This window comes from Pseudonocardia sp. N23 (genome assembly GCF_002583555.1).
In the GTDB taxonomy this organism is placed as follows: Bacteria; Actinomycetota; Actinomycetes; order Mycobacteriales; family Pseudonocardiaceae; genus Pseudonocardia.
Genome location: NZ_BEGX01000071.1, coordinates 1 through 22,020, shown reverse-complemented (window position 1 = coordinate 22,020; position 22,020 = coordinate 1). Strand labels below are relative to the sequence as shown.

Sequence of the window (22,020 nt, the reverse complement as noted above, 5' to 3'; positions counted from 1 at the left end):
TCAGGTCGTCCCGTCGTGGGCCCGGGCCGCTGCGGCGCGCAGTGCCCGCACGGTCAGCTCCCCCGCCAGGTGGCGCTTGTAGTCGACGGGCCCGCGCTGGTCGGCCACCGGCCGGCAGTGCGCGCTCGCGGCAGCACCCGCGGCGGCGAAGGCGTCCTCGTCGGCGACCTCGCCGCGCAACAGGTCTTCGGCCTCGACCGCGGTGAAGTCGGCGTCGCCGACGGCGGTGAGCCCGATCCCGACCTCGGTGACGACCCGCCCCGGGCCCAGCGAGACGACGGCGCCGGCCGCCGCGACCGCCCAGTCCCCCGCCCGCCGGTCGACCTTCACGTAGGCACTGCCCGCGCCCGGACGCAGCGGCACGCGCAGCTCGACGAGGATCTCCGCGGGCGCGACCGCGGTCTCGTACGGCCCGCGGAAGAACTCGCGCATCGGCACGGTCCGCTCCCCGTCGGGCCCGCGGACCACGGCGACGGTGCGCAGCGCGGTGAACACCCCCGACAGGTCCTCCGACGGGTCGGCCTGGCACACCGAGCCGCCGACGGTCCCCCGGTTGCGCACCACGGGATCGGCGATGACGCGCTCGGCGTCGTGCAGGATCGGGAAGTGCTCGCCAGCGACGGCGCTGGCCAGCAGCTCGGCGTGCCGGGTGAGCGCGCCGATGCGCAGCTGTCCGTCCACGACGGACACGCCTGACAGTTCGTGCAGGTCGTTGACGTCGACGAGCAGCTCGGGCTGGGCGAGCCGGAGCTTCATCATCGGGATGAGGCTGTGCCCACCCGCCACGATCCGCGCCTCGGGGCCGAACCGTTCGAGCAGCGCGACGACGTGCTCGACGCTCGTCGCGCGCTGGTACTCGAAGAACGCGGGAACCTGCACCGCCGCCCCTTCCCTCGGCGACCGCCGTGGTCGCCGTGACCATGGTGGCGCTCCCGGGGACCGGAGTCCAAACCCCACTTAAGGCTTCGCTTAGGGCAGGGGTGCGACGGTGTTGGTGCAGGTGGAGCATTCCGGCCACCACACGGCTCGTGCCGTCCCACACGTGTACGCGCCGGCAGGGCAGCCACCACACATGCCGAGGAATGAGTCGACGATGACCAACGATCCTCCGCCGAACGCCCCCGGCGGCCGTACCGGGCGGATGTTCGAGCTCTTCGAGAACGCGCCCAAGGAGAGCCCGAGCCCGACCATCTGGTCGTTCCCCGGGATGGTCGGGTGGCTGCAGGTCGCCGGGAAGCCCGTGGCCGGGCCGTGGCCTCCCCACCAGCAGCCACGCCCCGATCCCGACGACGAGCCGCTGCCGGTCGCGATCGTGGATCCGCCACGCCCCGGAGAGGAGCCCTGATGTACCCGTCCCGTTTCCGCTACGAGGCACCGCGCTCGTTGGACGAGGCGCTCGCGCTGCTCGCCGAGCACGGCGACGAGGCGAAGATCCTCGCCGGCGGCCAGAGCCTGGTCCCGATGATGAAGCTGCGGTTCGCGGCGCCGGGCGTGCTCGTCGACATCAACGGCATCGCCGGCCTCGGCTTCCACGAGGAGACCGCCGGCGGCGGCCTGCGCGTCGGCGCACTGTGCCGCCACGTCGACCTCGAGCACTCGACGGTCCTGCCCGGCGCCCAGCCGACGATGGCCGCGGCGGCGCCGCTGGTCGCGGACCCCATCGTCCGCACCCGCGGGACGCTCGTCGGCTCGCTGTGCCACGCTGACCCGCAGGGTGACTGGGCGTCGGTGATGCTGGCCCTCGGCGGTTCGGTGGTCGCGGTGAGCCCGCGCGGGCGGCGCACGATCCCCGTCGGCGAGTTCGTCGTCGGCACCTTCCAGAACGCGCTCGAACACGACGAGATCGTCGTCGAGGCGGTCGTTCCCGCGGCTCAGGGCGCCCGCGCGGGTTCCTATCTGAAGCTGGAACGCCGCGTCGGCGACTTCGCGACGGCGGGTGTCGCGATGGCGCTGGAGTCGGTGGGTGGGCAGATCCTGCGCGCCGGGATCGCGCTCACCGGTGTCGGCCCGGCGACGATCGCCGCGACCGAGGCCGCGGAGGCGCTGGTCGGGGCGTCGCTGGACCCTGACGTGATCGACCGGGCCGCCGAGCTCGCGGCCGCCGCGGCCCGGCCCCGCACCGACCACCGCGGCTCGGCCGACTACAAGCGCCACGTCGTCGCGACGTTCGTGCGCCGCATGCTGACCGCCGAACGCGCGCCCGCGGGCGCGGCGGCCTGAGGAGGATCCCGTGACATCGACCGAGATCGAGACCAAGGACACCGCTATCCCGACCCGGCGCGTCACCGTGACCGTCAACGGCGAGAAGCGCGCCGCCGACGTGGAGCCACGGCTGCTGCTCGCGCACCTGCTGCGCCAGGGACTCGGCCTGACCGGCACCCACGTCGGGTGCGACACCACCAACTGCGGCGCCTGCACCGTGCTCTACGACGGGGCGCCGGTGAAGTCCTGCACGATGCTGGCCGTCCAGGCCGACGGGCACGAGGTGACGACCGTCGAGGGGCTGGGCACGCCGAGCGAGCTCGACCCCGTGCAGGAGGGGTTCGTCGCCGAACACGGCCTGCAGTGCGGGTTCTGCACCCCCGGGATGATGCTGGCCGCCCGCGCCCTGCTCGACCGCAACCCCGATCCCACCGAGGACGACATCCGGTGGGGGCTGTCGGGGAACCTGTGCCGCTGCACCGGCTACCAGAACATCGTGAAGGCCGTCCTGTGGGCGGCGGACAAGGAGCGCACCGGTGACCCAGACAGCTGAGCCGCACGCCGCGTCACCGGCCCCGACGTCGCAGGCTCTCGACGAGGTCAAGATCGGCGGGCTCGGGTCGAGCCGTACCCGGGTGGAGGACGCCCGGTTCATCCGGGGCCGCGGCAACTACGTCGAGGACGTGACACTGCCGGGCATGCTGCACATGGAGATCCTGCGCAGCCCGCTCGCCCATGCCCGGATCCGCAGCATCGACACCAGCGCCGCCTGGGCCATCCCGGGTGTGAAGCTGGTGCTCACCGGGGAGATGGCCGCGCAGCGCAACCTCGCGTGGATGCCGACGCTGTCCTACGACACCCAGGCCGTACTCGCCACCGACAAGGTGCGCTTCCAGGGCCAGGAGGTCGCCTGCGTCGTCGCGGACGACCCCTACATCGCCAAGGACGCGTGCGACGCGATCGTCGTCGACTACGAGCCGCTGCCCCCGGTCGTCAGCCCGGAGCAGGCCGTCGCTCCCGGCGCGCCGCTGATCCGCGACGACAAGGCCGGCCAGGCCGACAACATCGCCTACCAGTGGGAGGTCGGCGACAAGGACGGCACCGACGCCGCGTTCGCCCGTGCCGACGTCGTCTCGAAGCTCCGGCTGCACTACCCGCGCAGCCACCCGTCGCCGATCGAGAACTGCGGCGCGGTCGCGGACTTCAACAGTGCCACCGGCAAGCTCACCGTCTACCTGACGAGCCAGGCCCCGCACATCGTGCGGGCCGCGGTGGCCCTGATCGCCGAGCTGCCCGAGCACCTGATCCGGATCATCTCCCCCGACGTCGGCGGCGGGTTCGGCAACAAGGTGCCCGTCTACCCGGGCTACGTGTGCGCGATCCTGTGCTCGATCCTCACCGCGAAACCGGTGAAGTGGATCGAGGACAACACCGGGAACCTGTCCTCGACCGGCTTCGGCCGCGACATGTACCTCGACTCGGAGATGGCGCTGACCAGCGACGGGCAGATCCTCGCCGTCCGCTACCACGCCACCACCGACCAGGGCGCCTTCTACGCCGACGCGCAGCCGACCAAGTTCAAGATCGGCCTCGTGCACTCGTCGTTCGCCTGCTACGACGTGCCCGTCGGGCACATCACGGCGCAGGGCATGTACACGAACAAGGCGCCCGGCGGCGTCGCCTACCGGTGCTCGTTCCGGGTCACCGAGGCGATGTTCTTCCAGGAACGGATGATGCAGGCCGCCGCCGACGACCTCGGATTGGACCAGGCGGAGTTCCGGCGCCGCAACCTGGTGGACGACGACCAGTTCCCGTACCGGACGCCGTTCGGGTTCCTCACCGACTCCGGGCAGTACCACAAGTGCCTGCAGATCGGCCTCGACGCAATCGGCTACGACGACTTCCTCGTCGAACAGGCGGAGGCGCGCAAGAAGGGCCGGCTGCTCGGCATCGGGATCTCGACGATGACCGAGCCGCTCGGGGCCGGCAACAGCCGCGAGTACGACATCCTCGGCATCAAGATGTTCGACTCCGCCGAGCTGCGGGTGCACCCGACCGGCAAGGCCGTCCTCAAGATCGGCGCGCAGACCCAGGGCCAGGGCCACGAGACGACGTTCGCCCAGATCGTCACCCACGAGCTGGGCATCCCGGCGCTCGACATCGTCGTCGAGCACGGCGACACCGACCACACGCCGTTCGGGATGGGCACCTACGCCTCGCGCTCCACCCCGGTCGCGGGAGCCGCGACGGCGATGGTGGCGCGCAAGATCCGGGCCAAGGCGCGCAAGCTCGCCGCGCACCTGCTGGAGGTCTCGGAGGAGGACGTCGAGTGGGAGCTCGGCCGCTTCTACGTGCGCGGTGCGGAGAGCCGGGGCGTCACGATCCAGGAGTGCGCGATGGCGGCGTACTCCAACATGCCCGACGGCATGGAGCCCGGCCTGGAGAACAACGCCTACTACGACCCACCCAACCTGACCTGGCCGTTCGCCTGCTACATCGCGACGGTCGAGGTCGACCCCGAGACCGGGGTGTGGGACGTGCTGCGGTTCGTCGCCGTCGACGACTGCGGGGTCCGGATCAACCCGATGATCGTCGAGGGCCAGATCATGGGCGGGCTCACCGAGGCCTACGCGATGTCGAACATGCAGTTCCAGACCTACGACGTCGACGGCAACCTGGTGGGCGCCAACTACATGGACTACCTGCTGCCGACGGCCTGGGAGACACCGGGCTTCGAGCTGCACGAGGTCGTCACGCCCTCGCCGCACCATCCGATCGGCGCCAAGGGCGTCGGCGAGTGCGCGGCCGTCGGCGGGCCTGCGGCCTACGTCAACGCGGTCCTGAACGCGTTGCGCCCCACCGGGGTCCGCAACATCGACATGCCGCTGCTGCCCGACCGCGTCTGGCACGCCGCCCACACCGGCGACGACGTCTCCGGCGCCCCTCCCTTCCGGACGGAGTGACCCGATGCTGATCGAGAACGACTTCCGGCTCGCCGCATCGCTCGACGACATCTGGGAGTTCCTGCAGGACGTCCCCGCGCTCGCCCCGTGCCTGCCCGGCGCGGAGCTCACCGGCGAGCAGCCCGACGGCTCGTTCACCGGCGGGGTCAAGGTGAGCATGGGCCCGGTGTCGCTGCGGTTCAACGGCACCGCCCGCATCGAGTCGTCGGACCCGGCGACGCACACGATGGTGCTGCACGCCGCGGGCTCCGAAGCCCGCGGCCGGGGCACCGCGGAGATGTCGGTGACGGCGCGCCTCACGCCGGCAGGGTCGGGGAACACCGCGATGCACGTGGTGCAGGACCTGCAGATCTCCGGCGCCGCCGCGCAGTACGGCCGCGGCATGATCTCCGACGTCACCAGCGTCCTGCTGGGTGCCTTCACCGACTGCATCGCCGCCAACGCCGAGGCCCGCAGCCGCGGCGGCACTGCCGTCCTGACCCGCGCCGCACCGGCGAGCGGGTTCCGCATCGGGCTGTCGGCGGCGCTGATGGCCCTGAAACGGGTGGCCCGCAGGTTCTTCGGCCCGAGCACCCGACCCCTGTGAGTGGCGAGGGTCGCCACGGCGACCGTCGCCACTCACGACCGACATAGGAGGCGAGAAGACATGGTGCTGTGGTGGATCGGCAACGCCGTCCTGCTGTTCGTGGTGCTCCCGGTGGTGATCGCCCTGCTCAACCGGGTGCTCGCCGCCGTCGAGCGCATCCGCTGGGCCACCGACGACATCCTCGCCGGCGGCGTGCAGCTCGCCGGCGCGCTGGAGCCGGTGCCCTCGATGCTCGCGACGACCGACGCGACCGTGGCCCAGGTGTCCGCGGGCGCCGTACGGTACGCCGGCAGCGTCGCCGTGCTGTTGCCCCCGAAGGAGAGCTGACGTGCCCGCTGCTGCCTGGGCGACCATCATCATCGCCGCACTCGTCATCGCCGTCGCCGGACTCGGCCTGCTGCGGGTGATCCTGCACCTGCGGCACGTCTCGCAGAGCCTGGCGGCCCTCGACGGCGGGGTCGCCGCGATCGTCGCCTCGACCGCGCCCGTCCCGTCGCGTCTCACCTCGGTGAACGCGAACCTGAAGCCGGTCCGCGACTTCTGTGCGGGGGTGTAGACGATGAGCGAGCCTGCGAGCGAATCATCGACACAGCGCCTGCGCGAAGCGCCGAGCTCGCGAAGCGAGGGAGTGCGATGAGCACCGGATGGATCGTGGGGTTCGTGATCGGGATCGTCGTCGTGCTGGTCGTCGTCGCGCTGGTGGTACCGATCCTGGTGCTCGCCGCGCGGATCGGCCGCCAGGCAGCCTCGATCAACGCGGGTCTGCAGCAGGCGGAGGTCAACACCCGCCCGCTCGCCGCCCTGTCGACGACGATCGAGTACGCCGACACCATCACCGCGGGCCTCGCCCGTGGCCGCGCCAGGCTGGGAGGTTAGCCATGTCCGACACCACCGCCTGGTGGATCGCGATCATCGCCGGGTTCGTCGTCGTGCTCGTCGTCGCGGCGCTGCTTCAGGTGCTCGTGCAGCTCGTGAAGACGATCGACCGCCGCGTCTCCGAGATCGGCGCCACCCTGGGGAAGGTCACGGCCAACACCGCGTCGACCGCGCTGATCGACCCGACCGGCGACGCCGTCGACCGGGTGCTCGCCGAGGGCCTGCAGCACCACCTCTTCCTGGGCCGGGTGCTGCCGTCGATCCCGACGCCCGCGCCCGCCGTCACGAACGGGGCATCCCGATGATCGTGCTCACCGTCGTCGTGATCGTCCTGCTGATCGCGGGGCTGGCGTTCTACCTTTACTGGGTCGGCACCCTGCTCACCGGCATCGCCACGAACCTGGAGGTGGCCGACGAGGCCGTCGCGCAGGTCAACCGCGACGCCGCGCTCATCGGGCCGGGTGTGGAGCACGTCAACCGGTCGGGCGGCACGGTCGCCGGCGCCCTGCCGCTGCTCTACGGGTTCGCGGAGAAGATCGTCGGCAAGGTCTCGCCCAACCCGACCCGTCCCGAGGTGGCGGTCCCGGCCTCCGGCCGCCGCCGCTCCCGCCTGTTCGACGGCGTCGGCTACGCACCGAGGTGACCCTGTGGGTGGCAACAGTCGCCATGGCGACTGTTGCCGCCCACGAGCAGCGGGGGCAGCGCGTCGGTCTCCCGGGCAGGCCGCGACGGCGCAGGACCGTCGCCACCCGCCGCGAGGTCGGTCACCGTGCCGCCCGGGTCCGTCCGCGGCGGGTCGGACGCGACCACGATGTGACAGAAGGCCCGCGAGCGGTGGACGACCACGGTGCTCCAGCTGATGCCGAGCTCCCGGAGCTGGGAGAGCCACGCCGTGCCGTGCCGCCGGTCGAGCAGCGCCGACCACGAGTGGGTGTCGATGATCGTCGTGCGACGACGATCAGCTGTGCCGCGGCTCCGGAGCGGCCCGCCGGGCGATCTGTGGATCACCGGACCGGCATGTGGACACGAGGTCATGAGTGGTCACAGCGTCCATTCGGGCCGCCAGGCGCTGTCGAAGCGCTCGGCGTTGCAGTGCGGGGTGTAGAGGGAGATCAGCTCCTCGGTGACCATCTCGCGGTGCCCGCGGGTGCCGCCGGGGATCGACAGGGTCGCGACGTGCAGCCGCCACTTCCCGCCCGCGCGCTCCGTCCAGCAGTGCGTGCGCGGGTGCCGCAGTGGCAGGCCCTCCGCGGCGAGGTCGTCGCTGTGCCCGACATAGAGCACCGCGTAGCGCTCGCGTTCCGGCTCGGGCTTGTAGAGGATCGCGTACACGCCCGGCCCGGCCGGCGGGGACCAGCCCGCGAGCAGCCGCGGTCCGGAGAAGGCGAACCCCGCGAGCGAGCCGAGCCGGATCACGCCTCCCAGGCCAGGTCGTCCTCCGCCTCGCTCACCGCCTCCGCGCGGACGATCGGGAACTCCGGTAGTCCCGCTGTCGCGGCGGCGGCGCGGAACGTCGCGGTCCCGCGTTCGACGGCCTCGTGGTGGGTCGAGGCGACGACGATGATCTGCGCGCCGTAGCGGTCGGTGCCGATGCCCGACGCGATGCCGCCGTGTGGGGCGACCGCGTCGGCGAGCCCGACGATCTCGTCGTGGGTGACCAGCCGGTCCCCCTGGGCCTCCAGGCCGACGCTCCAGCGCATCGTCTCTCCCATCGCAGCTCCGTTCCTATCCCAGCTCCGGCAGCAGCGCCGCCAGCTCGTCGAGGCTGGCGAGGTCGCGCCCCGACAGCAGCACGTCGACGTAAGGCTCGGCGACGAGCATGCCGACGGTCCGCGGCATCCCACGCCCGCCCGTGACGACGTGTGGGTTCGTCCACACCACGCGGTGGCACAGCCGCGACAGCTTCTGCATGGCGGACTCCAGCAGCTCGGGGTCGCCGCGGTCCAGGCCGTCGGAACAGATCACGACGATCCCGCCCCGGGCCATCCCCCGGCGTCCCCAGCGGCGCACGAACTCGTCGACCGCGTGCCCGATCCTGGTCCCGCCCTCCCAGTCGACGACCAGACCCGCGGCGCGGGCCAGCGCCTCGTCGGGGCTGCGGGTCCGCAGCGAGGGCGTCAGGTGGGTCAGCCGGGTGCCGAAGCAGAACACCTCGACGCGGAACCGGGCGCCGCGCTGCGCGGAGTGGGCGAACTGCAGCAGTGCCCGGGAGTAGTCCGACATCGACCCGGAGACGTCGAGGATCAGGACCAGCGGGCGGGGCCGGACCTTGCGTCGCCGGTAGCGCAGCTCGACGAGCTCGCCGTGGGTGCGCAGTGAACGGCGGACCGTGGCGCGCAGGTCGGGGCGGCGACCGCGCCGTGCCGCGCGGGTGCGCCGGGTGCGCCGCAGCGGGGGCCGGAGCCGGATGCGGGACATGATGCGCCGCAACGCCTGCAGCTCGTCGTCGGTGCACTCGGCGAAAGCGCGCGCCGACAGCGTCTCGACGTCGGAGGCCATCAGTCCGAGCGTGGTCTCCTCGTCGGGGCGCTCGTCGTCGCCGGGGTCGGGCGCGACGGTCTCCAGCGTCGTCTCGGCCTCGGGTTCGGCGCGCAGCAGCAGTTCGAGCAGGTCACCGGCGTCGACGCCCACGGCGAGGAAGAACTCCTCGAAGACCCGGTCGTAGGTCTCGACGTCGGAGTGCCGGGTCACGAGCGCGATCCGCCCGCCCCAGTAGAGGTCGGTGAGGTCGGTCGGGTCGAGCGCGGCGACCGACGCGCAGTAGGTGAGGACGTCGCCGGGTCCGACCGCGACGCCCTCGGTGCGCAGCGTGCGGGCGAATCGGACGAGCAGCCCGACGAGATCGGTCACGTCAGCCGCGGGTCAGCTCGTCGAGGCGGGTGCGGACCAGCTCCTCGTCGTCGTGGTCCTTGACCACGGACCCCAACGTCAGGTCGGCGGTCGCGGGGCCGAGGTCGTCGCCGAGGAAGTCCAGGGTGCGGGCCCAGTCGATCGTCTCGGCGACGCCCGGCGGCTTGGCCAGGTCCATGGCGCGCAGCCGGTGCACGGCCGCGACGACCGACTCGGCCAGCGCCTCGGACACCTCGGGACGACGCGACCGCACGATCGCGACCTCGCGGGCCGCCGACGGGTAGCCGATCCAGTGGTAGAGGCAGCGCCGCTTGAGGGCGTCGTGCAGCTCACGGGTGCGGTTGGAGGTCAACAACACCAGCGGCGGCTCCTCGGCGACGACCGTCCCGATCTCGGGGATCGTCACCTGGAAGTCCGACAGCAGCTCCAGCAGGAACGCCTCGAACTCGTCGTCGGCGCGGTCGATCTCGTCGACGAGCAGCACCGCGCCGCTGCCTGCCCGCACCGCGGCGAGCAACGGCCGCTCCTGCAGGAACCTCGGCCCGAACAGGGCGTCGACGGAGGCATCCGTGGACGAGGCCGTCTCCTGCAGCGCTCGGATGTGCATCAGCTGGCGGGCGTGGTCCCACTCGTAGAGCGCCTGGGCGGCGTCGATGCCCTCGTGGCACTGCAGCCGGATCAGCCGCCGGCCCAGCACCTGGGCGAGCGCCTTGGCCAGCTCGGTCTTGCCGACGCCGACCTCACCCTCCAGGAGCACGGGCCGGTCGAGCGCGAGTGCGACGTGGACGGCGGTGGCCAGGCCGCGGTCGGCGAGATAGCCGGTGGCGCGCAGGGCGTCGGTGAGCTCGGGGACCGAGCCGGGGCGGGTCATGCACGGTCTCCTCGACTGGAAGGGGACCCGTGAGTGGCAACAGTCGCTGTAGCGACTGTTGCCACTCACGAGGTCACTGGCGGCGCTGCTCCAACGACTCGCCCACGCTCCGCCCGCGCGGGTGCAGCTTCCCGTCGCGTTCGAGGCGTCGGCGCCAGGCGGCGCGGACGTCGTCGTCGACAGGGGTGTTGGTGTCGCCGTCGACCGGGTCGCCCGGCATGCCGCCGAACCCGATGTTCTTCATGTTCTTGCAGACCTTCGCGGGCGCGGCGCCGAAGCGTTCCTCCAGCTCGGCGCTGGTCTGCCCACTCGCCGACCAGATGCCGCGCAGCACGGTGAGCGCCTCGTCGGTCCCGGCGACAGCGTCTCCGGCGTCGAGCCGGCTCTCGCGTTCGGACATCCTCGTCCTCCCTCCACGGCGGGTGGGGTCCATGGTGGCCCGGACGCCGGGCCCGCGCAGCACCGTCCGCCGCTGCGCCCGAGTGTCGCCGCGCGACCACCGCGACGACAGCCGCAGCTAACCGTTCACTTAAGTCGCGACGGTCGGGAACGTTCGCAGGGTCAGCACCGTGGTCCGCGACGGTGCCGCTGCGGCACCGTCGTGGGCATGGACCTGACCAGCACGAACCTCGTCGTCGCGGGGATCGGCGGGATGGCCGCCGCGCTGCTGTTCGCCCGTGCGGGCGCCACGGCCACCCTCGTCGAGCGCAGCCCCGGGTGCGCGCTGTCGGCGCCGGGATCCTGGTGCAGCCCAACGGGATCTCAGTGCCCAACGGGAACTCGGTGCTCGACGGGATCTCAGTGCTCGACGGGCTGGGGGTCCCCGACGACCTGCGGCGGCGCGGCAGCCGGCCCGACCGCCCGGCACTGTGTGACGTCGGCGGTGTGGTGATCGCGCCGCTCGCCGCACCCGACGTCGGGCCGGGCTCGACCACATGCCGGCCCTCCGCCGCGCCGACCTGCACACGGTCCTGCTCGACGCCGTGCTCGCGCAGCCGGGCATCGAGCTGCGCCCGGGCACGGCCGTCACCGGCACCGAGGCGGACGGCACGGTCGTGACCCGCCGACGGCCGGCGGTTCGCCGCGGACCTGGCCGTCGGGTTCGACGGCGTGCACTCGGTGGTGCGGGCGAGCGGCGGGTTCCCGGCGCGGGCGCGCACCACCGGCCGGCTCCACGTGCGCGGGCGGCGCGGACCCGGCGGCGGGCACCGGGCTGCGCGGCCTCGCCGACCGCGTCGAGGCCGCGGGCGGGCGGCTGCGCGTCGGGCCGGGGCCGGGCGGCGGGACGGTCGTCGCCGCGGAGCTGCCGACCCTCGTCCAGGACGGAACCCGTGCGGGTCCGTCCTAAGTGATCGCTTAACGGGGCTCCGATCATGGGCGCCGATGGTCGAGAATGCCCGGCATGACGCTGACGCAGCTGAGCGCGTTCGTGCTCGTCGCGCGCCTGGGGTCGGTCAAGGCGGCCGCCAACGCGCTGTCGGTCAGCGAGCCCGCCGTCTCCCAGGCGCTGGCGGCTCTGCGCAAGTACCTCGGCGACCCGCTGCTGGTGCGCAGCGGCAACGGCATGACGATGACCGCGGGCGGCACCCGGCTGCTGGCGATCGCGGCGCAGATGGTGGCGCTCGGCGCAGAGGCCGAGTCGGCGGTGCGGTCGGCGAAGGGCGCGCCCGAGCAGCTGCGCCTGGTCGCGCCGAGCCCCGTGGTCGAGTTCGTGGCCGGCCCGCTGGGCGAGACCTTCGGGGCGCGGTCGTCGGGGACGGTCGAGATCAGCTCCGGCGTCGCGACGACCGCCGAGATGGGCGCGCTCGTCTCGCAGCGCCTCGCCGACGTCGCGCTCGGCCCCCACCTGGGCGGCGAGCGGTCGATGGGGCTGGTCAGCGAGCCGATCTTCCGGGCGCGGCTCGTCGTGCTCGCCGCCCCCGACGCCCGGTTCACCGGGCCACCCGCACGCTGGCCGTGGCTGGTGGAGACGTCGGCGACCGACCCGGACAGCGACATCGGCCGGCTGCTGCGGGCCGCGCGCATCCCCGAGTCGAGCCTGTCGGTGTTCCCGACGCAGACCGCGGCCTGGGACGCCGCCGCGCGGGGCGCGGGCGTCGCCCCCGGGATCGCGCACCTCGCCGTGCACCACGTGCGGCGCCGCGAGCTCGCCGTCGTGGAGCTGCCAGGAACCCCGATCGACGTGGTCTGGCACGTGTCGACGTTGCCGGTGGACCGGCGGTCGGCGGCCGCGTCGTCGCTGCGGCACTTCCTGTCGACCCCGGAGGCGATGAAGCTGCTGCGCGCCCCGGGTGAGGGCCTCACCCCCGCCCGGTTCCGCCCACCCGTCTACGTGACGATCTGGAGCTGAGAGCCGGGCGTGCGGCTCACGACAGCGTCGCCGCGTGGTCGGGCACGCTGCGCTGGATCTCCCGCGGCGGCCGGACGTAGCCGCTGCCGGCGGGACGGTCGGGCAGGGCCAGCGGCGCACGCTGCACCGGCTGCCACGGCACCGACGTCAGCAAGTGGTGGATCATGTTGATGCGGGCGGCGCGCTTGTCCTCGGCCTCGACGACCCACCACGGCGCGACCGCGGTGTCGGTGTGGATCAGCATGTCGTCCTTGGCCTGGGAGTAGGCGTCCCACCGAGTGATCGACTCGAGGTCCATCGGGGAGAGCTTCCACTGCTTGAGCGGGTCACCGGCCCGCTCGGAGAACCGCCGAGCCTGCTCGGTGTCGCTGACCGAGAACCAGTACTTGCACAGCAGGATCCCGTCCTCGACCAGCAGGTTCTCGAAGATCGGGCACTGGCGCAGGAAGCGCTGGTACTCCTCGGGGGTGCAGAAGCCCATGACGCGTTCCACCCCGGCGCGGTTGTACCAGGAGCGGTCGAGCAGCACGATCTCACCGGCGGCGGGCAGGTGCTCGATGTAGCGCTGGAAGTACCACTGGGTGCGCTGGCGCTCGGTCGGCGCGGGCAGCGCCACGACCCTCGCGACGCGGGGGTTGAGGTGCTCGGTGACGCGTTTGATCGCGCCGCCCTTGCCCGCGGCGTCACGACCCTCGAAGGCGATGACGATCCGCGCGCCGGTGTCGCGCACCCACTCCTGCATCTGCACGAGATCGGCCTGCAGCCGCAGCAGCTCCCGCTCGTAGGCCTTCTTCGGCACCCGGGATGGCTTGTCCCCGTCGTTGCCGCCCGCCTTGACCTTCGCCGCCGACGCCTCGTCCTTCGCCATCGGAGCAGTCTGTCATCGGTGACGGCCCGCACGGGAGATCCGCGGGCCGCGGTCCGGGAGGGCCGCAGATGCCCGGCCGGACGCACCTGGGAATACTGCCCGTGACGGATGAACGCGGCCGGGCGACGCCAACGGCGGCGGCTCCCACTCGTGGGAGCCGCATCCGGTGCCGGTCCCCGACGGCACGTCCGCGCGCACGGTGGATCGGGGCTGTCGAGGGGGAGCAGAGCGTGAACAGCACGGGAGCCGGGTTCGGTCCCGGGGCGGCAGGCGGTTCCGTGCCGGCGGGGTACGTCCTGATCCGGGTCGTGGGCCGGGGGGCCTCCGCCGTCGTGTGGGAGGCGACGCAGGTGTCGGCGGGCCGGTCGGTGGCGCTCAAGCTCCTCGACGTCGACCTGCGTGACGCCGACGCCCGTGGCCGCTTCGAACGCGAGCGCCAGGCGATGGCCGCGCTGTCGCAGCACCCGCACATCGTCGCGCTCTACGACGCCGGTGTCGTCGACCACCACCCGTGGCTCGCGTTGCAGCTGTGCGGGCGCGGCTCCTACGCCGCCGCGCTGCGCCAGCACGGCCCGATGCCCCCGGCCGACGCCCTCGACGTGCTGATCCGCGTCGGCGAGGCGCTCGTCGCCGCCCACGCCCAGGGTGTGCTGCACTGCGACGTCAAGCCCGCCAACATCATGATCACCGACTACGGGACGCCCGCGCTGACCGACTTCGGCGTCGCCCGCGGCACCGTGAGCGCCCAGTCCCAGACGGTCGCGGGCGGCTACAGCCTCGACCACGTCGCGCCCGAGGTCCTCGACAACACCCGCCCGACGGTCCTGTCCGACGTCTACTCCCTCGCGACGACGGTGTGGGAGCTGCTGTGCGGGCGTGGCCCGTTCCGTGACGACGGCGACGCGGGCCCCGGCCCGATGGTCGCCCGCATCCTGCGGGGCCCGCTCCCGCAACCGATCGTCGCCGGGGTGCCGCCGGAGTTCGCGGCGCTGCTGGCGCGGATGGCGTCGGTCGATCCGGCGCTGCGGCCGCAGTCGATGGCCGACGCCGTCGCCGAGGCCCGGGCGCTGCAGTCGGGCCGTCCCGTCGCCACCCCGGGCCTGCCGCCCGCGCCGACGCTGATCGGCTCCCCCGACGGCTTCGGCGGCACGGTCCCCCCGGCGTACGGGACCACTCCCCCGGCGTACGCGGCGTCCCCCGGCACGGCGCCGCCCGCCTACGCCACCACCCCACCCGCGGTCTCGCCGCCGCCCGGCCCCGACAGCTGGACGCCGCAGCCCGCCTTCGCCGCCGCCGCGACCGGACCGGGCGCGCCCGGGACCGTCCCACCGTGGGGCACCACCCCACCCGACACCGCAGGGGGCACGCGGCCGCGGAGGAAGTGGCCGGTCGTCGCCGCGATCGTCGTGGTCGTGGCGCTGCTGGCCGGCGGCGGGACCTGGTGGTTCCTCGCCCGCGACACCAACGACCTCGTCCTTCAGTCCGCCACGGGCGCATCCGTGCTCGGGGCGTTCACCACGGACTTCTCCCGCACCAACGGGCTGACCGGGTCGGTGTACGCCTCCGCGGTCCCCAAGGACGCCACCAACCGCGACGCCGTGCCCGGCAGCACCGACGGCCTCTACCGCGGGGTGAAGGGCAGCTCGCCCTGCGACCGCGACGGCCTGTCGTCGTTCCTCACCGGCCACGCCGACATCGCCACCGCGTGGGTGACCGCGCTGCGCACCGACCCCGGCCTGCGCTGGAGCCGCACCCCCGTCGTCCTGTCCAGCGGCGACATCACGCCCTATTTTCGCGAGCTCACCCCTGTGCTGCTCAGCGCCGACACCCGCGCCACCGTCCACGGCTGGACCGACGGCGCCGTCGAGCAGTCCTCCGCCGTGCTGCAGGCGGGCACCGCGGTACTCGTCGACGCCTACGGCATTCCGCGGGTGCGCTGCGCCGGCGGAAACCCCCTGACCGCCCCGGGCCCGACGGACGTCACCGTCACCGCCGACGGCGCCCCGTGGCCGGGCTTCGACCGGAACGCGACGGTCGCCGTCGTCGGGGCCGGGGAGGCCGTCCGCGAGCTCGGGCTGGTCGACCTGGCCAACGCGAACCTTCGCCGGCCCGCCGGCTCCACCGGTGGCGACGACTTCGAGGCCGTGCCCGCCAACGCCTCGCTCGAGGGCGCCTACGTCCTCAAGGGCCAGCAGGCCAACTGCAACCTGTCCGACTGCGCGAAGTCGACGAACCTCGAGATCTCGGTGATCGTCTCCGACTGCAACCGCAGGACCTGCACGGTGCGCGCCCCCAACGGCCAGTGGGCCGGAAACCTCACCATGACCGTCGGCGGCGGCGGCGTCTGGACCGTGGGCGGCACGATCGCCGAGCAGTACGGCTACAACTGCAACGGCGGCCCCATCGCGGCGACCTTCACCCTGACGCTGTCGGCGACCGGCGCGTCGGTGCAGAACACGGAGTGGGCCGCGACCGGCGTGAACGGACGCATGGAGCACACCATCCCCGCGACGGGCTGCACCGCGGGCACCCAGACCTGGAACGTCAGCGCCACGAAGTAGCTCGTGTCAGCGGTCGTCGGCGCCGGGACCGGAGCCGAGGTAGACGTCGAGGGCAGCGGCGCCGCGGAGCATCTCGCGGCTGCGGGCGGCCAGGCGTGCCCGCCAGTCGCGCACCATCGTCGACGAGACGTAGCGCGTCGTCGACCGCGCCGCAGTGGACCGCCTCGTGTGGCGGACGGCGCGGCGGAGCAGACGTGTGACGACGTACGGTCCAGGGAGGATCCCCTCCGAGACCCGCCGGGAGCACCCATGCCGGAAGCCGTCATCGTCGACGCCGTCCGCACGCCCATCGGCAAGCGCAACGGGTCGCTCGCCGACGTCCACCCCGTCGACCTGTCCGCCGCTGTGCTTCGCGCGCTGGCCGGCCGCACCGGCATCGACCCCGCCGTCGTCGACGACGTCGTCTGGGGCTGCGTGAACCAGGTCGGCGACCAGGCCGCGCAGGTCGGCCGCTACGCCGTGCTGGCCGCGGGCTGGCCCGAGACCGTCCCGGGGGTGACGGTCAACCGGGCGTGCGGGTCGAGCCAGTCGTCGCTCGACTTCGCCGCCGGCATGGTGATGGCCGGCCAGTACGACCTCGTCGTCGCCGGTGGGGTGGAGTCGATGTCACGGGTGCCGCTGGGGTCGGGACGCGACCTCGGCCGACCGTTCGGGCCGCTCGTGCGCGAGCGCTACGCCGACGACCTGACCTCGGGCGAGTTCCCCGGTGAGGACTTCAACCAGGGTGTGGGTGCCGAGCGGATCGCCGCCGTCTGGAACCTGTCGCGCGCCCGCCTCGACGAGTACGCCGCCCGCTCGCACGCGCTCGCCGCGGCCGCCGTCGACTCCGGCGCCTTCGCGGGCCAGCTCGTCGACATCCCGGGCAAGCCGGAGTTCACCGCCGACGAGGGCCTGCGCCGCGGCACCACCCCCGACACCCTCGCGAAGCTGACGCCGTCGTTCCGGCCCGACGGCGTGATCCACGCCGGCAACGCCTCCCAGATCTCCGACGGCGCCTCCGCCGTCATGATCACGACACCCGAGCGCGCCAGGGAGCTGGGCCTCACGCCGATCGCGCGCTACCACGGAGGCGCGGTCAGCGGCGCCGACCCGCTCATGATGCTCACCGGGCCGATCCCGGCGACCCGAAAGGTGCTGTCGCGCACCGGCCTGTCGATCTCCGACATCGGCGCCTTCGAGGTCAACGAGGCGTTCGCCCCCGTCCCCCTCGCCTGGCAGGCCGACCTGGGCGTCGACGACCCGGACGGCACGTACCTCAACCCGCTCGGCGGGGCCATCGCCGTCGGCCACCCCCTCGGCGCGTCCGGCACGATCCTCATGACCCGGCTCGTGCACCACATGCGCGCCAACGACATCCGCTACGGCCTGCAGACCATGTGCGAGGGCGGTGGCACGGCCAACGCGACCATCGTCGAACTGGTCGGCTGACCCGGGTTTGCCCGTCGCCGCGGCGGGCACGCCCCGCCATGAGCGGAACCCTTGACGGACTGCGAATCGCCATCCTCGCCACCGACGGGGTCGAGGAGGTCGAGCTCACCGAGCCCCGGTCGGCGGTCGAGAACGCCGGCGCGAGCACCGAGCTCGTGTCGCTCGCCGACGGCGAGATCCAGGCGATGAACGGCGACATCGAACCGGCCGGGACACACCCGGTGGACCGCGTCGCGTCGGAGGTCTCGGCCTCGGACTACGACGCGGTGATCATGCCCGGCGGCACCGTGAACGCCGACCGCCTGCGGATGGACGACGACGTGCTGCGCTTCGTGCGGGACGCGTTCGAGGCCGGCACGCCGGTCGCCGCGATCTGCCACGCCCCGTGGACGCTCGTGGAGGCGGGCGTCGTCGACGGGCGGACGCTGACGTCGTTCCCCAGCCTGCGCACCGACATCCGCAACGCCGGTGGCAAGCCGGTCGACGAGGAGGTCGTCACCGACGGCACCCTGACGACCAGTCGCAACCCCGACGACCTGCCCGCCTTCTGCGCGCGCATCGTGCAGGAGTTCGCCGCTGCCCGCGCCTGACCCCTGCGAGTGGCGACCTCCCCGGGTCAGCCCTTCCTGATCAGCCGCACGACCGCCCGGTCGAGGATGTCCCGGGAGCGGCCGTCGACCGAGCCGCCCTCCGACGTCACGCCGTCGTCGGCACGGGCGAGCCGTACCCCCGGTGGCGCGGGTCGATCCGGGGGAAGGGGGCGGACTCGGCGCCGCTGGGTGAGAATCGGCCCAGTACCGCGGTGTGGCGGTCGTGACCGGTGGAGGACGTGGACGTGGATCTCGCCCCGACGCTGGCACCGTTCATCGTGTGGCTGGCCGGTCGTGAGCCCGACGAACACGTCCGTCGCCGGCACCTCGCGATCGTCGAGGGCTACCTGGGGTGGACGCGCCAGGACGCGGGCGACCCCGCTGACCGGCGCGAACGCTTCCAGACGATCTGCGTCGAACGGGGCACCCGCCGCGACCACGTCGCCGCCGCGCTCGACCGGTTCGCCGAGTACACCTCGGCCCGGGGCCGAGGCCCCGGCCCGGCCCGCTGACCGCCTGCGCGGCTCACGCCGCCAGTGCGGCGTAGCGGCCGTGGCGGGCGAGCAGCTCGTCGTGGGTGCCCGACTCGACGACGCGGCCGTGGTCGAGGACCGCGATCCGGTCGGCGTCGCGGACCGTCGAGAGCCGGTGGGCGATGGTGATCGTCGTACGGCCGTCGGTGAGGGTGTCGAACGCCTGCTGCACCGCCCGCTCGGTCTCGGTGTCCAGCGCGCTGGTGGCCTCGTCGAGGACCAGCACCCGCGGGTCGCGCAGCAGCGTCCGCGCGATGGCGAGCCGCTGCTTCTCCCCGCCGGAGAACCGGTGCCCCCGCGAGCCGACGACGGTGTCGTACCCGTCGGGCAGCGACGCGATCAGGTCGTGGACCTGCGCGGCGCGCGCGGCCGTCTCGATCTCGGCGTCGGTGGCGCCGGGCTTGGCGTGCCGCAGGTTCTCGCGGACCGTGGTGTGCAGCAGGTAGGTCTCCTGGCTGACGGTGCCGACGATCGCGGTGAGGTCGGCCAGGCGCATGTCGCGCAGGTCGATGCCGTCGATCGTGATCCGGCCGCCGGTGGGGTCCTGCAGCCGCGCGACGAGCCCCGCGAGGGTGCTCTTGCCGGAGCCGGTCTCGCCGACCAGTGCCAGCGTGGAGCCGGCAGGCACGTCCAGGCTCACGCCGGCGACCGCCGCGGTCCCGCTCCCGGGGTAGGCGTAGGTGACGTCGGAGAACTGCAGGTGACCGCGGGCGCGGGCCGGGTCGACGTCGACCGGGTCGGCCGGGTCGTCGACGTCGACGGGCAGGTCGAGGTACTCGAAGATGCGCGCGAACAGCGCGAGCGAGCTGACGATCGAGACGCCGACGTTGAGCAGGCCGGTGATCGGCCGGAACAGCGTGGCCTGCAGCGTGGTGAACGCGACCAGAGTGCCGATGGTCATCGCCCCGGCCCCGATGGGCAGGCCCGCGACGACGTAGATGACCGCGGGGACCGCGGCGAAGATGACGCTCATCGAGGCCATCCGCCAGCGCCCGGCAAGCTGTGAGCGCAGCTCCAGGCCGATCAGCCGCTCCGAGGACGCGGTGAAGCGGGCGACGACGGCCGGGCCGGAGCCCATGGTCTTGGTGAGCTGCACGCCGCTGATGGAAAGGCCCTCCTCGACGGTGACATTGAGGTCGGCGAGCTCACGCTGCTGGGCCGCGGTGATGGCGCGGCGCATCCGGGCGACGCGACGGGTCAGGAACACGGCGGGCGGCATCACGACGAGCGAGACCAGCAGGAGCTGCCAGGACAGGGCCGCCATGGCGACGATCGTCGCGACGGCGGTGGTGAGGTTGGCGGCGATCGAGGTCGCCGTGGAGGTGACGACGGACTGCATGCCGCCGATGTCGTTGGTGATCCGCGACTGCACCTCACCGGTGCGGGTGCGGGTGAAGAAGGCGATGGACTGGCGCTGCAGGTGGCTGAAGACGTCGGTGCGCAGCCGGTGCATCACCTGTTGGCCGATACGCGTGCTGATCCAGGTCTGCACGACGCCGAACGCCGACGTCACGGCCGCGACGCCCACCATGCCGGCGGCGAGGGCGACCAGGAGCGCGACGTCGCGCTGCGGGAGCGCGGTGTCGATGACCGCGCGCAGCAGGAACGGCGAGGCCAGACCGACGATCGACGACGCGACGATGATCGCGGTGACGACCGAGAGACGGCCGCGGTAGGGGGCGAACAGCCGGCCGATGCGGCGCAGGGAGACCTCGCGGGCCTGTGCCTTCTCGGCGGCGGTCACGGTGCGGCCGCCACGTCGCGGGCGGTCGGAGGATTCGGTGGCGGCGGTGGCGCCGCTGAGTGTGGGTTCCAAGCCGGACCCTTCTCGTGTCGGGGAACGCAACGGGCACGTCAATTTGCTGAGGTTACCTCAACATGAGGCTACAACACGACCTGCTGCTAGTTTTGTTCCTGTGACCGGTGAGCCCGCATCCGACGACTCCCTCGCCGAGACCTTCTGGGCCGTCGCCCGCCGGCTGCGCAGGCTGTCCAAGGACGCACTCGCCCCCTGGGAGGTCACCCCCGGCCAGTCCCGTGCCCTCGGCGTCCTCGTCCGCAACGGCGAGATGCGCCCCGGCACCCTGTCCGAGCACCTGCGGATCGCCCCCCGCTCCGCCACCGAGGTCGTCGACGACCTCGAGGACCGCGGCCTCGTCGAACGCGCCCCCGACCCCGCCGACCGGCGCGCCACCCTCGTGCGCGTCACCGCCCGAGGCCGCCAGATCGCCGACGGCATCCGCGCCGCCCGGTCCGCAGAGGCCGAGGAGTTCTTCCGCGGCCTCGACGCCCACGACCGCACCGAGCTCCTGCGCATTCTCGGCTCACTGCGGGACTGACCGTGCGTACTCGTCGACCGCTCCGCGGCCGGGCGGCGCTCCTCGCCGCCGTCTGCGAGGAACCCGGCACCGAGGACCGGGGCTGCCTGCTTCGCGACGACGCCTGCCGTTACGGCTGGCTCAGCGCCTCGGTCGACCGGCTCCGCACGAGGGACTGGTACGACCCCCGCCGGCAGACCTCCTACACGTGGGGTTTCGAGGTCGACGCCGCCGGCCGCTATGACAAGGTCCTCGACCCGCCCCGGCCGATCCGCGACGACACCCTGCTCCTCACGGCGGCCTCACCGTCCCGCTGCCGGCCTGACCCGCCGACCGGCGGACCGGCCGTCACCTCGCGCGCACGGGGTCGTCCGCCGGTACGATCGCCGGGCGTCCGGCGGTCGAGCAGCGTGCTTCCGGCTCCTCCTCGTGACCTCTCCCCACGTCCGGTGTCCCGATCCTCAGCGGCGTCCCGGACCCCCGAAAGGACCTTCGTGCCGCCCGCGACCCCCGATCCCTCGCCCCACGACGGCGACGGCCTGCGGTTCACCGACGTGTCCGGCGTCGCCTCCCGTCCCGGCGCACTGGCCCGGGCTCCCTTGTCGGCCTCCGAGCAGCTGCTGCGGCTGTGCGGCGACGTCGACGGCCCCGAGGCCACCGCCTTCGTCGACGCCGGCACCGACGTGCTCGACGGCGGCGCCGACCTGGTCGTAGACCTGCGCCCGGTCACCTTCCTCGGCTCCCGCGCCATCAGCGCCCTGCTGCGCGTGCACCACCACGCCGAGGCCAGCGAGCGCCGGATGCGGGTGGTGGTCGACCGCTCCGGCCACGTCGTCATGCGCCCGCTGACGCTCACCCACGTCGACACCACCCTGAACCTCGTCGACGCCCCCGACGCCCCCGCCGCCCAGCCTTGACCGACCCCTCACCGAGTTCGACCTGAGACCGCCTGCGACGCAAGAGGAACCAGGGGGACTGTCAACTGAGCGGTGTAACTGATGTTGTGCGGGTTTACTTGCGGCCG

General features: G+C 73.1%; 26 protein-coding genes. 17 read left to right on the top strand and 9 right to left on the bottom strand.

The window, feature by feature from the left end; all coding sequences use genetic code 11:
• Complete coding sequence (locus TOK_RS20650; RefSeq protein ID WP_098959649.1) at window positions 1-879, bottom strand: xanthine dehydrogenase family protein subunit M; 879 nt, start codon at window positions 877-879, stop codon at window positions 1-3.
• A 214-nt stretch (window positions 880-1,093) separates the two neighbouring features.
• Here TOK_RS20650 and TOK_RS20645 point away from each other — a divergent pair, with 214 nt between their 5' ends.
• The 10 genes from TOK_RS20645 (at window position 1,094) to TOK_RS20600 (ending at window position 7,270) form a co-directional block, all read left to right on the top strand.
• Complete coding sequence (locus tag TOK_RS20645; protein WP_098959648.1) at window positions 1,094-1,345, top strand: hypothetical protein; 252 nt, start codon at window positions 1,094-1,096, stop codon at window positions 1,343-1,345.
• Window positions 1,345-2,220 carry a xanthine dehydrogenase family protein subunit M gene (locus TOK_RS20640; protein WP_098959647.1) on the top strand — a complete coding sequence of 292 codons (876 nt, stop codon included), beginning with the start codon at window positions 1,345-1,347 and terminating at the stop codon, window positions 2,218-2,220. The genes TOK_RS20645 and TOK_RS20640 overlap by 1 nt, the downstream gene beginning before the upstream one ends.
• A gap of 10 nt (window positions 2,221-2,230) precedes the next feature.
• Window positions 2,231-2,755, top strand: a complete 525-nt coding sequence (locus TOK_RS20635) for a (2Fe-2S)-binding protein (RefSeq protein WP_098959646.1) — start codon at window positions 2,231-2,233, stop codon at window positions 2,753-2,755.
• Complete coding sequence (locus tag TOK_RS20630; RefSeq protein WP_374754916.1) at window positions 2,739-5,165, top strand: aerobic carbon-monoxide dehydrogenase large subunit; 2,427 nt, start codon at window positions 2,739-2,741, stop codon at window positions 5,163-5,165. The genes TOK_RS20635 and TOK_RS20630 overlap by 17 nt, the downstream gene beginning before the upstream one ends.
• A gap of 4 nt (window positions 5,166-5,169) precedes the next feature.
• Window positions 5,170-5,751 carry an SRPBCC family protein gene (locus TOK_RS20625; RefSeq protein ID WP_098959645.1) on the top strand — a complete coding sequence of 194 codons (582 nt, stop codon included), beginning with the start codon at window positions 5,170-5,172 and terminating at the stop codon, window positions 5,749-5,751.
• A gap of 60 nt (window positions 5,752-5,811) precedes the next feature.
• Window positions 5,812-6,078, top strand: coding sequence for a hypothetical protein (locus TOK_RS20620; protein WP_098959644.1), 267 nt, complete (start codon window positions 5,812-5,814; stop codon window positions 6,076-6,078).
• A 1-nt stretch (window position 6,079) separates the two neighbouring features.
• Window positions 6,080-6,307, top strand: a complete 228-nt coding sequence (locus TOK_RS20615; protein WP_098959643.1) for a hypothetical protein — start codon at window positions 6,080-6,082, stop codon at window positions 6,305-6,307.
• Window positions 6,308-6,384: 77 nt separating this feature from the next.
• The gene (locus TOK_RS20610) at window positions 6,385-6,627 is read left to right on the top strand and encodes a hypothetical protein (RefSeq protein ID WP_253258522.1); all 243 of its coding nucleotides are present in this window, start codon (window positions 6,385-6,387) and stop codon (window positions 6,625-6,627) included.
• Window positions 6,628-6,629: 2 nt separating this feature from the next.
• Window positions 6,630-6,932: a hypothetical protein gene (locus TOK_RS20605; protein ID WP_098959642.1), complete on the top strand. Its 303-nt coding sequence runs from the start codon at window positions 6,630-6,632 to the stop codon at window positions 6,930-6,932.
• Window positions 6,929-7,270 carry a hypothetical protein gene (locus TOK_RS20600; protein WP_098959641.1) on the top strand — a complete coding sequence of 114 codons (342 nt, stop codon included), beginning with the start codon at window positions 6,929-6,931 and terminating at the stop codon, window positions 7,268-7,270. The genes TOK_RS20605 and TOK_RS20600 overlap by 4 nt, the downstream gene beginning before the upstream one ends.
• Here TOK_RS20600 and TOK_RS20595 read toward each other — a convergent pair.
• From TOK_RS20595 to TOK_RS32750, 6 genes are all read right to left on the bottom strand, one after another.
• Complete coding sequence (locus TOK_RS20595) at window positions 7,255-7,635, bottom strand: hypothetical protein (RefSeq protein ID WP_216362035.1); 381 nt, start codon at window positions 7,633-7,635, stop codon at window positions 7,255-7,257. The genes TOK_RS20600 and TOK_RS20595 overlap by 16 nt on opposite strands.
• Before the next feature lie 33 nt (window positions 7,636-7,668).
• Window positions 7,669-8,043 carry a hypothetical protein gene (locus TOK_RS20590; protein ID WP_098959640.1) on the bottom strand — a complete coding sequence of 125 codons (375 nt, stop codon included), beginning with the start codon at window positions 8,041-8,043 and terminating at the stop codon, window positions 7,669-7,671.
• A complete protein-coding gene (locus TOK_RS20585; RefSeq protein WP_098959639.1) occupies window positions 8,040-8,339 on the bottom strand; it encodes a hypothetical protein in 300 nt (99 codons plus the stop codon). Before TOK_RS20585 ends, TOK_RS20590 begins: the two co-directional genes overlap by 4 nt.
• Before the next feature lie 13 nt (window positions 8,340-8,352).
• Window positions 8,353-9,477: a VWA domain-containing protein gene (locus TOK_RS20580; protein WP_098959638.1), complete on the bottom strand. Its 1,125-nt coding sequence runs from the start codon at window positions 9,475-9,477 to the stop codon at window positions 8,353-8,355.
• Between the two features lies 1 nt (window position 9,478).
• Window positions 9,479-10,348 (bottom strand): MoxR family ATPase, encoded by an 870-nt coding sequence (locus TOK_RS20575; protein WP_098959637.1) that lies wholly within the window; start codon window positions 10,346-10,348, stop codon window positions 9,479-9,481.
• A gap of 73 nt (window positions 10,349-10,421) precedes the next feature.
• Complete coding sequence (locus TOK_RS32750; RefSeq protein WP_098959636.1) at window positions 10,422-10,748, bottom strand: hypothetical protein; 327 nt, start codon at window positions 10,746-10,748, stop codon at window positions 10,422-10,424.
• A gap of 1,002 nt (window positions 10,749-11,750) precedes the next feature.
• Between TOK_RS32750 and TOK_RS20555 the strand changes: the two genes are divergently transcribed.
• A complete protein-coding gene (locus TOK_RS20555) occupies window positions 11,751-12,698 on the top strand; it encodes a LysR family transcriptional regulator (protein ID WP_098959756.1) in 948 nt (315 codons plus the stop codon).
• Between the two features lie 16 nt (window positions 12,699-12,714).
• On the opposite strand, the gene ppk2 is transcribed toward TOK_RS20555, so the two are convergent.
• Window positions 12,715-13,566, bottom strand: a complete 852-nt coding sequence (gene ppk2, locus TOK_RS20550; protein WP_098959634.1) for a polyphosphate kinase 2 — start codon at window positions 13,564-13,566, stop codon at window positions 12,715-12,717.
• Between the two features lie 230 nt (window positions 13,567-13,796).
• Here ppk2 and TOK_RS20545 point away from each other — a divergent pair, with 230 nt between their 5' ends.
• From TOK_RS20545 to TOK_RS20530, 4 genes are all read left to right on the top strand, one after another.
• Window positions 13,797-16,127, top strand: coding sequence for a serine/threonine-protein kinase (locus TOK_RS20545; RefSeq protein ID WP_172457679.1), 2,331 nt, complete (start codon window positions 13,797-13,799; stop codon window positions 16,125-16,127).
• A gap of 249 nt (window positions 16,128-16,376) precedes the next feature.
• The gene (locus tag TOK_RS20540; RefSeq protein ID WP_098959632.1) at window positions 16,377-17,555 is read left to right on the top strand and encodes a thiolase family protein; all 1,179 of its coding nucleotides are present in this window, start codon (window positions 16,377-16,379) and stop codon (window positions 17,553-17,555) included.
• A 38-nt stretch (window positions 17,556-17,593) separates the two neighbouring features.
• Window positions 17,594-18,145 (top strand): type 1 glutamine amidotransferase domain-containing protein, encoded by a 552-nt coding sequence (locus TOK_RS20535; protein WP_098959631.1) that lies wholly within the window; start codon window positions 17,594-17,596, stop codon window positions 18,143-18,145.
• Window positions 18,146-18,390: 245 nt separating this feature from the next.
• Window positions 18,391-18,657: a hypothetical protein gene (locus tag TOK_RS20530; protein ID WP_098959755.1), complete on the top strand. Its 267-nt coding sequence runs from the start codon at window positions 18,391-18,393 to the stop codon at window positions 18,655-18,657.
• Between the two features lie 13 nt (window positions 18,658-18,670).
• On the opposite strand, the gene TOK_RS20525 is transcribed toward TOK_RS20530, so the two are convergent.
• The gene (locus tag TOK_RS20525; RefSeq protein ID WP_098959630.1) at window positions 18,671-20,494 is read right to left on the bottom strand and encodes an ABC transporter ATP-binding protein; all 1,824 of its coding nucleotides are present in this window, start codon (window positions 20,492-20,494) and stop codon (window positions 18,671-18,673) included.
• Window positions 20,495-20,594: 100 nt separating this feature from the next.
• On the opposite strand from TOK_RS20525, the gene TOK_RS20520 reads away from it, so the two are divergent.
• Together TOK_RS20520 and TOK_RS32745 are read left to right on the top strand one after the other, a co-directional pair.
• The gene (locus TOK_RS20520; RefSeq protein ID WP_098959629.1) at window positions 20,595-21,017 is read left to right on the top strand and encodes a MarR family winged helix-turn-helix transcriptional regulator; all 423 of its coding nucleotides are present in this window, start codon (window positions 20,595-20,597) and stop codon (window positions 21,015-21,017) included.
• A 473-nt stretch (window positions 21,018-21,490) separates the two neighbouring features.
• Entirely contained in the window at window positions 21,491-21,913 is a 423-nt protein-coding gene (locus tag TOK_RS32745) for an STAS domain-containing protein (RefSeq protein WP_172457678.1), read from the top strand.
• Window positions 21,914-22,020: the final 107 nt, after the last annotated feature.

Bases quoted from the DNA above. Each gene is read 5' to 3' on its own strand.
- TOK_RS32750 (WP_098959636.1), bottom strand. From the start codon at position 10,748: ATGTCCGAACGCGAGAGCCGGCTCGACGCCGGAGACGCTGTCGCCGGG.
- TOK_RS20540 (WP_098959632.1), top strand. From the start codon at position 16,377: ATGCCGGAAGCCGTCATCGTCGACGCCGTCCGCACGCCCATCGGCAAG.
- TOK_RS20625 (WP_098959645.1), top strand. From the start codon at position 5,170: ATGCTGATCGAGAACGACTTCCGGCTCGCCGCATCGCTCGACGACATC.
- TOK_RS20585 (WP_098959639.1), bottom strand. From the start codon at position 8,339: ATGGGAGAGACGATGCGCTGGAGCGTCGGCCTGGAGGCCCAGGGGGAC.
- TOK_RS20605 (WP_098959642.1), top strand. From the start codon at position 6,630: ATGTCCGACACCACCGCCTGGTGGATCGCGATCATCGCCGGGTTCGTC.
- TOK_RS20620 (WP_098959644.1), top strand. From the start codon at position 5,812: ATGGTGCTGTGGTGGATCGGCAACGCCGTCCTGCTGTTCGTGGTGCTC.
- TOK_RS20555 (WP_098959756.1), top strand. From the start codon at position 11,751: ATGACGCTGACGCAGCTGAGCGCGTTCGTGCTCGTCGCGCGCCTGGGG.
- TOK_RS20645 (WP_098959648.1), top strand. From the start codon at position 1,094: ATGACCAACGATCCTCCGCCGAACGCCCCCGGCGGCCGTACCGGGCGG.
- TOK_RS20600 (WP_098959641.1), top strand. From the start codon at position 6,929: ATGATCGTGCTCACCGTCGTCGTGATCGTCCTGCTGATCGCGGGGCTG.
- TOK_RS20535 (WP_098959631.1), top strand. From the start codon at position 17,594: ATGAGCGGAACCCTTGACGGACTGCGAATCGCCATCCTCGCCACCGAC.
- TOK_RS20640 (WP_098959647.1), top strand. From the start codon at position 1,345: ATGTACCCGTCCCGTTTCCGCTACGAGGCACCGCGCTCGTTGGACGAG.
- TOK_RS20610 (WP_253258522.1), top strand. From the start codon at position 6,385: ATGAGCACCGGATGGATCGTGGGGTTCGTGATCGGGATCGTCGTCGTG.
- TOK_RS20575 (WP_098959637.1), bottom strand. From the start codon at position 10,348: ATGACCCGCCCCGGCTCGGTCCCCGAGCTCACCGACGCCCTGCGCGCC.
- ppk2 (WP_098959634.1), bottom strand. From the start codon at position 13,566: ATGGCGAAGGACGAGGCGTCGGCGGCGAAGGTCAAGGCGGGCGGCAAC.